Source organism: Streptomyces sp. NPDC005794, from assembly GCF_042871445.1.
Lineage (GTDB): Bacteria > Actinomycetota > Actinomycetes > Streptomycetales > Streptomycetaceae > Streptomyces.
In genome coordinates, this window is the sequence record NZ_JBIAIN010000010.1 from 22,432 (window position 1) to 35,967 (window position 13,536).

The window sequence follows — 13,536 nt, forward strand, 5'->3', positions numbered from 1 at the left end:
GGCGCCCGGCTGAGCGCGCGGGCACGCTGTCGTACGCTCGCACCATGGCTGACGTATCCGACGAGGCAGCAGCGGCGCAGGTCATCGAGGCGACGCTGAACGGCGCGGAGCTCGCATGGGAGAGCCCCGGGCCCGGCAACTACGTCGTCAAGCTGCCAGGCACCCGCAAACTGTCCACGACCTGCTCCCTGATCGTCGGACAGCACTCCCTCTCCCTCAACGCCTTCGTCATCCGTCACCCGGACGAGAACGACGCGGCCGTGCACCGCTGGCTCCTGGAGCGCAACCTCCGGCTGTTCGGGGTCGGTTACGCCATCGACCAGCTCGGCGACATCTACCTCGTCGGCCGGCTCCCGCTCTCCGTGATCACACCCGAGGAACTCGACCGGCTGCTGGGCGTGGTGCTGGAGGCGGCGGACGGCGCGTTCAACCCGCTGCTCGAACTGGGCTTCGCGAGCGCGATCCGCAAGGAGTACGCCTGGCGGGTGGAGCGCGGCGAATCGACCCGCAATCTGGACGCCTTCACCCATCTGACGCAGCGCCCCTCCTGAGGCCGAGGCCGAGACCGGTGGGTCGCCGAGGGATCAGCCGGTCGGCGTGGTGGCCGTGGCGGCTGAGCACGGCGTCGGTCATCGCGGTGAACGCCGCGCGCCGGGTGGGGGAGAGGGGCCCCAGGGGCTCGGCCGGGTACCCGAACCCGGCGGGGCCCGTGACGCGGTGGAGCTGGTCGACGACGCCCCCGAACTCCGAACGCGGCGCCCTGTTCTCGCCGGGCGTCAGGTCACTGGCGACGGCGCTCCCGGGCCGCCCCGGGCAGGCGGTCATCACCACGTACGCCCCGGGCGGCGCCCCTGGGTCGAGCTCGCTGTGCACGACCCGCGGGATCGTGGGACCGCCCGCGGCGGCGGCGCCGTAGAAGGTGACCTCGTTGACGAGCAGGCCTCGTTCGTAGCTCAGCCCTGTGGTGTGCGCCGGGGCCCCCAAGGATCAGCTGCGGAGTCGGCAACCCACCCGGGGTGCCCCACGGGAGCTTCACAAGGTGATCACAACAGAGTCACGATCACATTCCGTGATCGTTCGGGACGATCATCGGACAGGTGTCCGATCGTAAAGTGTGGCGCATCGCGGCAGCCCCGTGTCAGCCCGGAATCACCCGGCGGGACGGGTCTGCTGCACCTTCAGACGGAGAGATGAACGAACCATGCGCGCCACCGCCGTACGCCGTACCGCCCTCGCCGCCGCTGTGGCGTCCCTGACCCTGTTCGCCACCGCATGCGGCGGCTCGGACTCCGCCGCCAAGGGTGACGGCGGTGCATCGGGCACCAAGGGCGACGCCGCCGCCAAGCCCGCGGCTGCCAAGGCGTTGACCTCGGCCGAGCTGGAGAAGGTGTCGCTGGAGCAGGGCGACGTCGCCGGCCACAAGATCAGCAAGACCGGCCCGAAGGACATCGCCCAGCCCGGGGACGTCACCGTCGACAAGAAGGAGTGCGAGCCCATCGGCTTCGCCTTCTACGGCGTGAAGCGGGGGACCCCGGTCGGGAACGCCGGGCGCAAGGTCGTCGAGGAGCCCAAGAAGGACGAGTCCGCCGCCCCCGAGGACGCGCTCGCCGGCATGCTCGACGTGACCTCGTCCCTGGTCACCCTCGCCTCGTACGAGGACGACGGTGCCACGAAGAGCCTCGCCGAGCTGCGTGAATCTGCCGCGAAGTGCTCGGCCGGCGGATTCACCCTGACCATGCAGGGCAGCGAGCAGAAGGTCACCAAGCTGACCGAGGAGAAGGTGACGGGCGGCGAAGAGGCCCTCGCCTGGCGGGTACAGATGGGGGAGGGCGACGAGGCGGTCCCCTTCAAGCTCGTGAGCGTCCGTCAGGGCGGCACGGTCGCCACGTTCTTCTCGTTCAACCTCGGCAAGTCGGGAGCGAAGTCCGACTTCGACCGGCCGACCGCGGTGATCGACGCGCAGGTCAAGAAGCTCGGCTGAGACCCCCGCCACCTCTCCGGGTCACGGCAGCGGTACGAGCCTGACCACGGTGACCGTCAGCACGGACCCGGAGACGTAGTAGAGGACGATGGCGCCGGACACGGTCGCCTCGCGCCGGTCACGTTCATGTTTGACGGCGGTCGAGGCATGCCCGTACGGATGGAGGCCCAGGGTGCGCGCCATCTCGTCCCGGAACGAGTCGCCGTCGCGCATCTTGGCCAGGGTGTCATCGGCGGGCGGTGCGTAGGAGATGCGGAAGCTCAAGCGACGTTCCGCCTCTCGGCCTCGTCCTGCGCCAGCCGGTCCAGGATCTGTTCGGCCTCGGGATCGGGCACGGATTCGAGCATCCAGTGCCGCATGACGGCCTGGATCTCGTGCACCCCGGCCTCGTTGATCGCGAAGTCGAACTCCTCGCGTCTCTCCTCGGGCAGCGCGGCACGGATCGCCGGAATGCTGTTGGGCACCTCGACCTCGGTGCCGCCGACGAAGGTCTTCAGAGACTCGCCCATGATCGCTCTCCCCGATCTCCTTGCTCTCCGCGCCCCGTCCGCCCGCACCGCCGGGGGTGTGTACCTGGGCAACGGGCAGGTGTGGAGCTCACGTTAGCGGGTGTCCGAGGGGCGAGCCATGACGACCGGCTCCCCGATGCCGGACGGGTGTCCCTCGCCGTCACGGAACGAAGCGGCACGTTCGGGGCCGGGCATCCGGTGGAAGCACCCGCAGTGGTTGGATACCGGTCCGACACGGAGGTGTACCCATGCGCGGCGCGCCGTACATTCGCTTCCAGGGAACGGTGCGCCACCCGCGTGGCCATTTCCCTGGGGTCTTCGTACTGACCAACGAGCTGGCCCGTCAGGGCAGGCTGAACGAGGAGCAGTACAGGTTCTGGCGCGCCAACAACGACTGGTACGACGCCCATTACGTCAATCCCACCCACGTCGACCCCCGGATCTACGACCGTGAGATCCACCCCGGCGCCGTGGCCTGGTTCAAGTCCTCGGCGCACGAACTCATCGAGCGGGTGGACGGCTACCTGGAGATCCTCGCCGCCCACGGCGTCGACTGCCGCCGTCTGGAGTCGTCGAGTCCCGGCAGGATCATCTACGAGGACGCGTGCCAGGTGGTCGTCATGCCGCACGAGGAGGCGAACGGCCCGACACCCTGAGAGCGGTCGGCCGACGGGCCGGGCGGATGACGGGCCGTGCGGATGGCGGCCGCGCGGATGGTGGAGAGCGACGTACTCCCGCTCACCGAAGAGGAGCCGAAGGGGTCAGGGACGGCGCCGGATCTGTGAGCGGGAGGGAGTTTGTGGAAGCTGGCGTCGCGGGGCGTCGTGCAGGGCGCGTCGCCCCGTTGCCCGTTCGGGTCTGTGGTCAGTTGTGCTCTTCGTCGATGGTGACGGCGACCCCGTCCTCGACCTTGACGACGACAGCGATGCCGCCCTTCTTGGCCGCGGCTTCGAGGTCTTCCTCGGTGCAGGGCGTGATGGTCTCCGCGTCACCGCAGATCCAGCCGGCGCCGTTGATGACGGTGTCGGTGGCGGTGAAGAACGCGCGCTCGTTGCCGTCGCGGCTGAGGGAGTACTTGCCCGGCGCCATGTAACCGAGGGTGCCGGAGAAGAGCCCCGACTTCTCGCCCTCGCCCATACCGTTGCCGCTGTCGGTGTGGTCCTCGATGATGCTGACAGCCACTCCGTCCTTGACGTCGACCGTCGCTCCGAACCCCTTCTTGGCCGCGGCTTCGAGCTCCTCCTCGGTGCACGGCGTGGCGGCCTGGCCGTCCGCGTCACCACAGATCTTGCCCGCGCCCTCGATGTCGGTGTCCTCCGAGGTGAAGAACGCCTGCTCCGCGCCGTTCGCGTCCGTGACGGTGTACTTGCCGGGGGCGAGGTAGGAGACCGTGCCGACCCACTTGCCCGACACCGTGCCGCGCTTCGACTCGATGCCGGCACCGGTGGCGCTCCCGCCTTCGGCGGACGCCCCCCTGGCGGCCGTGATCGAGGTCGTGGCCCCGGTCGACTTGCCGCTGTCCTCCGTGTTCCCCCCCTGACAGGCGGTCAGCAGCATGGTCGTGGCCACCAGGGCCGCTGCGGCGAGGACGGACTTGCGGCGGTGCGTGCGAAGCATGATGGGACTCCCCCTGCTGATGGTGATGTGGCCGGGCCGTTGGTCATTCCGGCTGGCCTCTGCCTTGTCGGTCACTATCCTGTACGGCGCGGCGACCCCTTGGGAAGCGCGGTTACGGTGTCATGACACTCCTGTCGTGTGCACGGGACGCGGCCAACTGCTGCGGCCCACACGCGCGCTACACCAGGGCGGCCCACACCCGCGCTGCACCAGGGCGGCCCCGTACTCGCTGACCTCGCCCAGCGGATCTGCCGCAGGTTCCGATTGCGGCCCCGGCCGGATGACGTCAAACCACCGAAGCCGCACTCACCCAGGAGAGGCAACGCTCGAGACGCTCACCGAGGAGGGACGGTGTGCAACGTGTCAACGGTGATGGTCAGAATGATGCGCTGCTGCGTGCCGCCGTCGAACCCCGGATAGGGACGGCCCAGGTATTTGTGGGCGAGCTTGTCGATGTGCTCCCGAGCCCCCTCCGTTTCGGCTGCCGTGACACGGCCGCGGGCCGCCCAGTAACGCGACGGATCGGTTCGGTCGGCCACGGCCACGGCGACCCGGGGGTCGCGCTCGATGTTGCGCGTCTTCTGATGGGTGGTCACCGTGTTGATCACTATGTGGGTCCCGTCCGTGTCCACCCAGGTCTGCGTGATCTGGGGAGAACCGTCCGGCATGAGTGTGGTCAGGAAGCACGGGGCCGGAGACTGCAGCACTTCGATCAGGTGATTCGGCAGGAGCATGGTGGAAACGCCTCTTCGGTTACGGGTACTTGGTTACGGGTGCTCGGGGAAGTGCGTAGCCGACCGTGTTCGGCTGATCGGCAGGTCGGCAGGTCGGTAAGACGTGTCGAACTCGGCGGACCGACCGGGCGGGGCTGTCGGTCCTGCGGTGAATGCAATGACAGGTCAGGCAGGGGTCATCCGCGGCGCAGTGAGCGGAAGGTGGTGCGGATCTCTTCGGTCAGGACGACGGGCTGTTCGAGAGCCGCGAAGTGTCCTCCGCGATCGAGCAGGCGGTAGTGCAGGACATGTGAGTACCGCTTCTCGATCCAGCGGCGCGATGCCTGCACGGCCTCACCGGGGAAAATGCTGAACCCGGCCGGCACGGGGTTCTGCTCGGGGGCGCCTGTCTGTTCATGGCGTGCCTCCCAGTACAACCGCGCGGAGGAGGAGCCCGCGTTGGGCAGCCAATACATCATGACGTCGTCCAGGATCTCATCGCGCGGGACGACGGCCTCGGGGTCGCCGTCGCTGTCGGTGACGTCCTGGAAGAGGGTGTAGATCCAGGCGGCCAGTCCGACGGGCGAGTCCGCCAGGGAATAGCCGATGGACTGCGGCCGGGTGGCCTGCTCCCGGGAGTAGCCGTCGAGCACGCTGCGGTAGTGCTGGGCCTTGCCCAGCATGCGCTGCTCGTCGGGGGTCGCCTCCTCGATCTCCTGGGCGGTGGGGAACACGAGCGGCAGGTTGACGTGCAAGCCGAGGAGTCGCTCGGGCGCCTTGCGGCTGATCGCCTCGACGACGGCCGATCCCCAGTCGCCGCCCTGCGCGCCCCACTCGCGGTAGCCGAGGCGGTCCATCAGCTCGATCCACGCGTCGGCGATACGGGCTACCCCCCACCCCGTGGCGGTCGGCTTGTCGGAGAAACCGAAGCCGGGCATGGAGGGGATCACGACGTGGAAGGCGTCCTCGGCCCGGCCGCCGTGCGCGACGGGATCGGTCAGCGGCCCGACCAGGTGCCGGAACTCCAGGACGGACCCGGGCCAGCCGTGGCACAGCAGGAGGGGCATCGCTGTCGGCTCGGGCGAGCGGGCGTGCAGGAAGTGCACGCCGACGCCGTCCAGGACGGTGCGGAACGACCCGATGTCGTTGATGTCCTTCTCGCAGCGTCGCCAGTCGTAAGCGGTGGCCCAGTGCTCGCACAGCGCGCGGATGCGCTCCAGTTCCGGGCCTTGGCCGGGGTCGGTCTCCGGGTCCGGCCAGCGGGTGACGGCCAGTCGGTGGGCGAGCCGGTCGAGTTCCTGCTCGTCGACCGCGATCGGGAACGCTTCGACGTCTGAGGGCAGTGAGGGCATGGCAGCCTCCTCGTAGGGGTGCGAGCGGTGCAACCAAACCATGAAGTGGAAGAAGTATTCAACTTAGAAGTATTGCCTCCACTTGATAAGGTCGACCACATGACCGAACGCCCCCTGCGCCGCGATGCCGAGCGCAACCGGCAGCGCTTGCTGGAGACGGCACGGGAACTCATGGCCCGCGACGGGCTGCGGGTGCCGTACGAGGAGATCGCCCGCACGGCTGGAAGCGGCATGGGCACCCTGTATCGCCGCTTCCCTGACCGCCAGGACCTCGTGGACGCCCTGTTCGCCGAACACGTCGACGCCGTGGTCGACCTCGCCCGGGAGGCGTGCCGGGCCGACGACCCCTGGAGCGGCCTCACCTGGTTCATGGAGCGCCAGTTCGAACTCGAAGCCGACAACCGAGCCCTGGGCGAACTGCTGCGCGGTGGACAGCAGGAAAGCTCACGCCTGGCGCAGGGCTGCGCCCGTATCGCGGAACTAGCCGCACAACTCATCGAACGCGCGGTCCGCGTCGGCCAGTTGCCGGCCGGAGTGACCCCGGGTGACCTCGAAGCCGTCCACCTCATGGTGGGTGCGGTGATGGACGCCTCGCGGCAGCACGACCCCGACCGGTGGCGGCGCGCCCTGGCCGTGGCACTCGCCGGCCTCCGTCACGCCGACCTGCGACCGGACGGGGAAACCGTCCGCCCCGCATGACACCTGTCCTCGCTCGTCCACAGGTCGGACATGCCGATGACGGCAGGAAGGTGCGGCAGCGGGGGCCTGCGAATATCCCCTCCTGGCGTGGGGCGGGTTCGTCCGGCCTGTCCCGCGAACGAGTCCGCCGCTGGAGCCGCCGCGCCTGACGGCCGCCTGTTGAGCATCTGACGGCCCAGCACAGGGAGAAGCCCCACCTCGCTGAGGTCCCACAGTGGTCCCAGGCCGTGTAAATGCCCCCGCCCCGCGCCGTATGCGCAGGTCGGGGGCGTGATCACTTTTACTTCTTCTTCTTCTTGCCCTGGGTCTTGCGGTAGATCGCGGCGACCAGGGTTTTCGCAGGTGGAGACGCTGATCGGCTGCGGGTGAGTAGTCGCCATTGGTCGTCATCGGGTGCTGTTGAGCAACCTCGGACGGCCCAGAGGCGGCCCAGGAGCGACCCTCTCACCGTTCGCTGCGCGGGTCACTGCCGACCGATGGGGACTTCGTAAACGATCTCGCACCCGCTTGATGTGCGTCACGAGCGACACCACGAGTTCAGCCTCAGTAACTGAGACGGACATGCATCACCGCCGCTAAAGAGCCGCCTCTCCAGCGATTTCAGATGCTCGCCCGCGCCAGGTGCCCGACGCCTCGAGCCCCACGGACTCTGCAATCGTGTGAGCGAGTTGCGCAACAGCTTCGCGAGCGTCGCGATGGTCTTCGAGAATCCAGTCATCTCCACCCGGGACTGAAGCCCAGAGAAGGGCAGGTACAGGTTTACCAGGAAACCCATTTAGCCACGTCTGCTCCGCGACAAGAAGAGCTTGCCGATTTTCGCCTAGCAATTGATGGCAAAGCATTCTGTTGTGAAGGTTAATGAGCGGCTGATCGCATCCGGCTTTTGCGGCGCCATTCAAATGGCGCAACGCCTCTCTTGGGGAGTCTTGAATTAGGGCAAATCCGAGATTATTTTTCGCTGAGACGTCACTGGGGGCGATACGAACAATTACCCTGAAGAGTGCTATGGCTGAGCTGCGATCCCCCGATTTCAGTGTTTGTACCGCCTGAATCCTAAGCTGATCCACAGTGCCGGACAAGGCCTCATTCTCACTCTCAAAGACAGCTCTTGAAGCTATCTCGAGGTGTAAATCGGCGGGATTTAGGGATCGGATGGCCATGACGGACTCAGGGCACGGGGTGGGAATGTCGCCGCGAAGCCAACGGAATTCTCGATGCAGTGACTTAAGTTCCCAGTCGGAAAGATATGTGACAGTCAAGCGGTCGGATATCCATGCTAATGATTCAGTTAAATCTGTATCGGATTTTTTGTTAATCTCGAAAAGGTCGCCTACCTCGGTGCCTGCTGAGCATTCCCATGCCAGGATGTCTGTGATGGATGCCGAGAATACCCATGACTGCACGCGCCGTCGCCAGTCATGGGTGATCTTCATAATTCCCTCTAGAAGGGCGCTATCAGTGCTTAGATTGCTGGACTCCTCACCGAGCATCCTCTCGCAAAGTGCGCTCCAGTCAGAGATTTCAGTCAACTCAACCTTGAGTTCCGCAGGTAGCCCCAACTCTCGGCTGGTGTGATCCGATAAGTGCTGCAACAGGGGTCCCAGTGAGGAGAGCGCGGAGATCCGGTTGGCCAGCTCCGAGCCGACCCCGTACCGAACGAACGCATGCCCGTCGAGGCCGCGGCTAGTGAGTGCGGAGATGGCGGCCAGTGCTTGAGCTTCACTTTTGCCTTCACCTCGCTCAGATGGAGGCGTAATGGCAACGTCCTTGATGAACTTGGCGAGGCTGACCGTGCTCCACTCTGCCGGCGTCGAGGTCGCGGATTCCCTGATCAGGGCCTCGGCGGCGTCAAACGGTCGAGCTGTGTGCTCATCCATGGCTCCACACCTTCCCCCGTGCGGGTGAGATGTCCATCATGCCCCACCTTTCGGAGGTTGACAAGCAGGATTCTGCGTAGGATCCTATGCAGAGAGTTCAAAGGAGGAGGCTGAGGTGACCAGTAGCGAACTGATCTTCCAGTCCACCGATCTCGCGCAGCGCCGCACGGAGTTTCTGGATGCGGCACGCAGCGGAATGGCACGTCTCCGCGACAAGGACGGCACGAGCTTGGTCATGCTCCCGGAGCGGCAACTGCACCTCCTGGAGGAGCTTCGCAAGTGGTCGTCAGTGCACATGCGCCTCGAGAGGATGCTTGGGCGGGCTGACTTTCGGCCTACGGTGCAGAATCTCGGCGATTTGGCGTGGCTGCGCGTTTTTGACGGCGAGGACCTTAAAGAGTTTGCAGGTGAACTCAACGAGGCGCTCGTTGCCGCTGATAGTGATAACAGCACTGCCCCGCTGGATGACTGTCTCCGAGCCTGGCGAACAACGGCGCAGCAGCTAGAGGATCCACTTCGCCGGAGCGTTCTGCTTGACAAGGGATCCTCTGCGGATCTCATTGACGCGGAGCGTCCCGAGTGACTGCAGTAGGCGCGTACAGGCCGTATGCGTCTGGAAGGCGACCTGGAGGGCGCCCGGAGCTTGCCCCTGCTTATCGCGTGCTCGTCCATCGCCAGTATCGAGATCACTATCTCGAACTGGCCGAGCGGGTTGGGATTCAGCAGGCTCAGCAGTTCTGGGACCACATCGCCCACACTCCTGGGCAACCCTCGCCCATAGCTCAGACGTGCATTCTAAGAGGGAAGGCTGGCGCGCCTATGGGGCCTGGATGGTCCCGCACCATGCACTATGAACTGACCGGCGCAGCCCGAGCGGACTACCAGTTTCACAACGAATTCATCACGGGTGTCGACGGAGACCCGCACCCCGTGGTGGCAATTCTGACATTGAACTATTCAAGTCACTGACCGGGGAACTTGCTACTGGGGGAATGCAATGAAGCCTCTTTAACGTCGCGGCGGAGTCGGGACAATGGTGCGTAGCCGATCTGCTACGCACCATTCGAATGTTCGCCCGCACTTTGGCGAGTAGTCGGCGGAGTGGGTTTGGTCGGTGTCCTGCCCGGTTTGGGGTCGAGCATTATCAGGGGGCCGTGCGCTCGCCGACAACTCGGGCAGGCTGTGATCTTGCCCGGAATTTGAACGAGTGGCCACCTGGTCTTGCTCGACGCGAGACCCGAACCGGGGAGGTGGCTAAAGCCGTGGAGCCGACCGCCCCAGCCCCAGAGGGTGTCTCCCACTTCATGCCCGCAGCACGTAGCGCGCCGCCGAGGCGGCGCGCGCCGCGCCGTGCGCCAGTCTTGATGAGGTAGGGAAAACTCTAACGCACCGACGTCAGGTGCTTGCCGTCATGGCTCCGCACGTGTGGCCCGTTCCCGTCGAGTGCGCCCAGCATCCGGACCGCGTAGACCTCGGACATCCAATCGGTGACCTCATCCGGCGTGAGCCATCCGACCGCAGTCGATTCGCTGGACGTTCGCTCGCTTCCGCCGGCGGGCTTGCACCGGAAGACTAGGGCGACGATGCCGCGCGTGGTGTTCTTGTAGACCCCGGTGAGCTCGTCCACCTCGGCGTGGATGCCGGTCTCCTCCAGCCCGTCCTTGCGTGCGTCCACTCCGGCTACGGACACGAAGTGAAGCGGCGTTGATGGCGCTTTCTCTGCCGAGCCGCTACCTGACGCCTGACAACCTGGTCGAGATGTTCGAGCTGCCCAGCGTCGAGAGTCTGCCAGTGGCGCCGGAAGCGGACCGGCCCCCGCGGCTTCCGTGTCGGTCGACATCTCCGCTTCGACCCCGACGACGTACGGGCCTGGGTCGACGCCCGCCGGAGCGAGGCGGCTGCCTGATGGCCGGACACATTCAGGACCGCTGGTTCGTGACTGTTACCGGCCCTGACGGTAAGCCGCGCAAGGTGAAGTCGGATCGCTACGGAGTGGGGTCCCGCTACCGCGCGCGCTACGTCGGGCCGGACGGCACGGAGAAGTCGAAGAGCTTCCCAGACCGACAGAAGCGGCTCGCTGATCAGTGGCTGGCCCATACCGAAGCGGACATGGCGCGGGGTCAGTACATCGATCCTCGCGCCGCCCGGACCACCTTCCAGCAGTACGCGGAGGGCTGGGTGTCCACGCAAGGGGCGGACCCCAACACTCAAGCTTCGATGGAGTCGCAGCTCCGGCTGCACGCCTTCCCGTACCTCGGCACGCGTCCGCTTGGTTCGTTCCAGCCGGCGCACATCCGCGACTGGGTGCAGCAACTCCAAGCGAACGGTGTGCGTGGCTCGTACGCCCGGACGATCTACTCCAACGTGCGGGCGGCTCTGAGTGCGGCAGTGGACGACGGGCACCTTCCTCGGAACCCTTGCGCTGCCCGCTCGGTACGGCCGCCGACCGTGGACACGAAGCGCGTGGCGCCTTGGACGACGGATCGGCTCTTCGCTGTGCGCGCGGGCATGCCGGAGCGGTATCAGGCAATGGTCGACCTCGGCGGCGGTTGCGGCCTGCGGCAAGGCGAGATCCTGGGTGTCGCGGTGGACGCGATCGACTTCCGGTCGGACACGTTGCACGTCGTCCAGCAGCTCAAGCTGAGCCGCAGCAAGCCGGTCTTCGCTCCGCCCAAAGGCGGCAAGCTGCGGGATGTGCCGCTTCCCGGCCCTGTCGCTGACGCGCTGCGGGCACACATGAAGCAGTTCCCGCCGGTCGAGATCACGTTGCCGTGGAAGGTCGCGGGCGGACCACTGGTGACCAAGCGACTGATCTTCACGGCACCGCGCGGTGGGCACGTCTGGCGAACCTCGCTAAACGAGGAGGCGTGGAAGCCGGCGCTGGCTGCGGCGGGCGTCATCCCCGTGCCCGAACAGGGGCGGCCGTACGCCGAGTCTCGCGAGAACGGCATGCACGCCCTCCGCCACTTCTACGCCTCGGTGCTCCTGGACGCCGGGGAGAACATCAAGGCCCTCGCCGAGTACCTGGGCCACTCGGACCCTGGTCTGACACTCCGTGTTTACGCGCATCTGATGCCATCCAGCCGCGAGCGAACCGGGAAGGCTGTCGCCAGCGTTTTCAACGCACTACCAGCCTTGGCATCAACGGACTTGTGAGTGATCCCTGTCAGAGGCAGGCGATAGTTTCCAAGCGTGACAAGGAAGAGAGTGGACCATGCTGAGCTCGCGGATGATCTTGCTGATGCCGCTTCGGTTTACTCCGCTTGGGTACGAAGTGGCTACGCACGCGACGAGACGGATGACAGTGGAGATCCTGCCGAACGCCTGCGGCAAGCTATGCGTCGGTTCACTGTCGAAACGCGTATTGGCGTTGTGTACGGGCTTTGGGACCCGCATAGCTACGAACTTCGGTACGTGGGCGTGACGACACGAAACCCGATGTCTCGGTTGGCAGAGCACCGTCGAGCCCTCCGTTCGCCGGTGGGACGCTGGATAGCAGACCTAGGGAAAGATCCGCTCATGGGTGCCCTGACCTACGGCTTTGGAGGGAAACTCTTTATTGCCGAGAGGGACGAGATCTTCAAACAGACGTGGGCGGGACATGACCTGCTTAATGTTGATCATGATGAGGACCACGCCCTGTGGCATTGGGCTGCTCTGAAGCACTCCTGGGACGGGGACGTTCCCGACTTCTTCGATTGGCACGAGGATGGGATAGTCCGCAGAGTGCCCTGCCCCGCATGCCGCGTGGGCCCATGGGAGGACTGCCGCACGCACCCTGATGCGTCAACGCTTGCCCAAGGAGCCAGTCACATACGGCGGTGCGCGGCATACCTACGGCACGTTCGAGGGAAGTGCCCGCCATGCACACCGCCTCAAGCACCTCTCAACTACCAGGCCAGATCGACTGACGGCCCCTAGACGGCCCACACAAGACTGGAAGCCCCCTGCCAGTGGAGAACCCGCTGGTAGGGGGCTTCGTCAGACCTGCTTACTTCTTCTTGCCCTGGTTCTTCACGGCCTCGATCGCGGCCTTCGCCGCGTCCGGGTCGAGGTAGGTGCCGCCCGGCTTCAGGGGGCGGAAGTCGGCGTCCAGCTCGTAGGCGAGCGGGATGCCGGTCGGGATGTTGAGGCCCGAGATGGCGTCGTCGGAGATGCCGTCCAGGTGCTTCACCAGACCGCGCAGGCTGTTGCCGTGGGCGGCGACCAGGACGGTCTTGCCGTCGAGGAGGTCCGGGACGATGCCGTCGTACCAGTACGGCAGCATGCGGATGACGACGTCCTTGAGGCACTCCGTGCGCGGGCGCAGCTCCGGCGGGATCGTCGCGTAGCGCGGGTCGGCGCTTTGCGAGAACTCGGTGCCGTCCTCGAGCGCGGGCGGCGGGGTGTCGTACGAACGGCGCCAGAGCATGAACTGCTCCTCGCCGAACTCGGCGAGGGTCTGGGCCTTGTCCTTGCCCTGGAGGGCGCCGTAGTGGCGCTCGTTCAGCCGCCAGGAGCGGTGCACGGGGATCCAGTGGCGGTCCGCGGCTTCCAGCCCGAGCTGGGCGGTGCGGATCGCGCGCTTCTGGAGGGAGGTGTGTACGACGTCGGGGAGCAGGCCGGCGTCCTTGAGCAGCTCACCGCCGCGGACCGCCTCCTTCTCGCCCTTGTCGGTGAGGTCTACGTCCACCCAACCGGTGAACAGGTTCTTCGCGTTCCATTCGCTCTCGCCGTGGCGGAGGAGGATCAGCTTGTACGGTGCGTCGGCCATGGGCCCGAGCGTAATCGAAGCCGTGCGGCCTCCGC

15 protein-coding genes and 1 pseudogene are annotated in these 13,536 nt (G+C 66.2%); 7 read left to right on the forward strand and 9 right to left on the reverse strand.

The window, feature by feature from the left end; all coding sequences use genetic code 11:
• The first annotated feature begins 44 nt into the window (after positions 1 to 44).
• Positions 45 to 551, forward strand: a complete 507-nt coding sequence (locus ACFYQ5_RS17590) for a YbjN domain-containing protein (protein ID WP_389198329.1) — start codon at positions 45 to 47, stop codon at positions 549 to 551.
• On the opposite strand, the gene ACFYQ5_RS17595 is transcribed toward ACFYQ5_RS17590, so the two are convergent.
• Positions 523 to 984, reverse strand: a complete 462-nt coding sequence (locus ACFYQ5_RS17595) for a hypothetical protein (RefSeq protein WP_389198330.1) — start codon at positions 982 to 984, stop codon at positions 523 to 525. The two genes, ACFYQ5_RS17590 and ACFYQ5_RS17595, sit on opposite strands and share 29 nt — an antisense overlap.
• A gap of 217 nt (positions 985 to 1,201) precedes the next feature.
• On the opposite strand from ACFYQ5_RS17595, the gene ACFYQ5_RS17600 reads away from it, so the two are divergent.
• Positions 1,202 to 1,981 carry a hypothetical protein gene (locus ACFYQ5_RS17600; RefSeq protein WP_389198332.1) on the forward strand — a complete coding sequence of 260 codons (780 nt, stop codon included), beginning with the start codon at positions 1,202 to 1,204 and terminating at the stop codon, positions 1,979 to 1,981.
• Positions 1,982 to 2,002: 21 nt separating this feature from the next.
• Here the strand turns inward: ACFYQ5_RS17600 and ACFYQ5_RS17605 are convergent, their stop codons facing one another.
• Positions 2,003 to 2,245, reverse strand: a complete 243-nt coding sequence (locus tag ACFYQ5_RS17605; protein WP_389198333.1) for a hypothetical protein — start codon at positions 2,243 to 2,245, stop codon at positions 2,003 to 2,005.
• Positions 2,242 to 2,490: a hypothetical protein gene (locus ACFYQ5_RS17610; protein WP_389198335.1), complete on the reverse strand. Its 249-nt coding sequence runs from the start codon at positions 2,488 to 2,490 to the stop codon at positions 2,242 to 2,244. The genes ACFYQ5_RS17605 and ACFYQ5_RS17610 overlap by 4 nt, the downstream gene beginning before the upstream one ends.
• Positions 2,491 to 2,738: 248 nt before the next feature.
• Here ACFYQ5_RS17610 and ACFYQ5_RS17615 point away from each other — a divergent pair, with 248 nt between their 5' ends.
• Positions 2,739 to 3,146 (forward strand): hypothetical protein, encoded by a 408-nt coding sequence (locus ACFYQ5_RS17615; RefSeq protein WP_389198336.1) that lies wholly within the window; start codon positions 2,739 to 2,741, stop codon positions 3,144 to 3,146.
• Positions 3,147 to 3,354: 208 nt separating this feature from the next.
• On the opposite strand, the gene ACFYQ5_RS17620 is transcribed toward ACFYQ5_RS17615, so the two are convergent.
• The 3 genes from ACFYQ5_RS17620 to ACFYQ5_RS17630 all read right to left on the reverse strand — a co-directional run bounded on the left by ACFYQ5_RS17620 (position 3,355) and on the right by ACFYQ5_RS17630 (position 6,172).
• Positions 3,355 to 4,107 (reverse strand): hypothetical protein, encoded by a 753-nt coding sequence (locus ACFYQ5_RS17620; RefSeq protein WP_389198338.1) that lies wholly within the window; start codon positions 4,105 to 4,107, stop codon positions 3,355 to 3,357.
• Positions 4,108 to 4,442: 335 nt separating this feature from the next.
• Positions 4,443 to 4,841 carry a PPOX class F420-dependent oxidoreductase gene (locus ACFYQ5_RS17625; RefSeq protein ID WP_389198340.1) on the reverse strand — a complete coding sequence of 133 codons (399 nt, stop codon included), beginning with the start codon at positions 4,839 to 4,841 and terminating at the stop codon, positions 4,443 to 4,445.
• Positions 4,842 to 5,017: 176 nt separating this feature from the next.
• The gene (locus ACFYQ5_RS17630; RefSeq protein ID WP_389198342.1) at positions 5,018 to 6,172 is read right to left on the reverse strand and encodes an epoxide hydrolase family protein; all 1,155 of its coding nucleotides are present in this window, start codon (positions 6,170 to 6,172) and stop codon (positions 5,018 to 5,020) included.
• Positions 6,173 to 6,271: 99 nt separating this feature from the next.
• Between ACFYQ5_RS17630 and ACFYQ5_RS17635 the strand changes: the two genes are divergently transcribed.
• Positions 6,272 to 6,871 (forward strand): TetR/AcrR family transcriptional regulator, encoded by a 600-nt coding sequence (locus ACFYQ5_RS17635; protein ID WP_389198344.1) that lies wholly within the window; start codon positions 6,272 to 6,274, stop codon positions 6,869 to 6,871.
• A gap of 575 nt (positions 6,872 to 7,446) precedes the next feature.
• Here the strand turns inward: ACFYQ5_RS17635 and ACFYQ5_RS17640 are convergent.
• Positions 7,447 to 8,748: a tetratricopeptide repeat protein gene (locus ACFYQ5_RS17640; protein WP_389198346.1), complete on the reverse strand. Its 1,302-nt coding sequence runs from the start codon at positions 8,746 to 8,748 to the stop codon at positions 7,447 to 7,449.
• 115 nt (positions 8,749 to 8,863) lie between these two features.
• Here ACFYQ5_RS17640 and ACFYQ5_RS17645 point away from each other — a divergent pair, with 115 nt between their 5' ends.
• Entirely contained in the window at positions 8,864 to 9,331 is a 468-nt protein-coding gene (locus tag ACFYQ5_RS17645; protein WP_389198348.1) for a hypothetical protein, read from the forward strand.
• A 798-nt stretch (positions 9,332 to 10,129) separates the two neighbouring features.
• Here ACFYQ5_RS17645 and ACFYQ5_RS17650 read toward each other — a convergent pair.
• Entirely contained in the window at positions 10,130 to 10,438 is a 309-nt protein-coding gene (locus ACFYQ5_RS17650) for an NUDIX hydrolase (RefSeq protein WP_389198349.1), read from the reverse strand.
• Between the two features lie 17 nt (positions 10,439 to 10,455).
• Between ACFYQ5_RS17650 and ACFYQ5_RS17655 the strand changes: the two are divergent.
• A pseudogene (locus ACFYQ5_RS17655) lies at positions 10,456 to 10,654 on the forward strand (helix-turn-helix transcriptional regulator).
• Entirely contained in the window at positions 10,654 to 11,904 is a 1,251-nt protein-coding gene (locus ACFYQ5_RS17660) for a tyrosine-type recombinase/integrase (RefSeq protein ID WP_389198351.1), read from the forward strand. The pseudogene ACFYQ5_RS17655 and the gene ACFYQ5_RS17660 overlap by 1 nt, the downstream one beginning before the upstream one ends.
• Before the next feature lie 835 nt (positions 11,905 to 12,739).
• Here the strand turns inward: ACFYQ5_RS17660 and ACFYQ5_RS17665 are convergent.
• The gene (locus tag ACFYQ5_RS17665; protein WP_014154899.1) at positions 12,740 to 13,501 is read right to left on the reverse strand and encodes a phosphoglyceromutase; all 762 of its coding nucleotides are present in this window, start codon (positions 13,499 to 13,501) and stop codon (positions 12,740 to 12,742) included.
• Between the last annotated feature and the right edge of the window lie 35 nt (positions 13,502 to 13,536).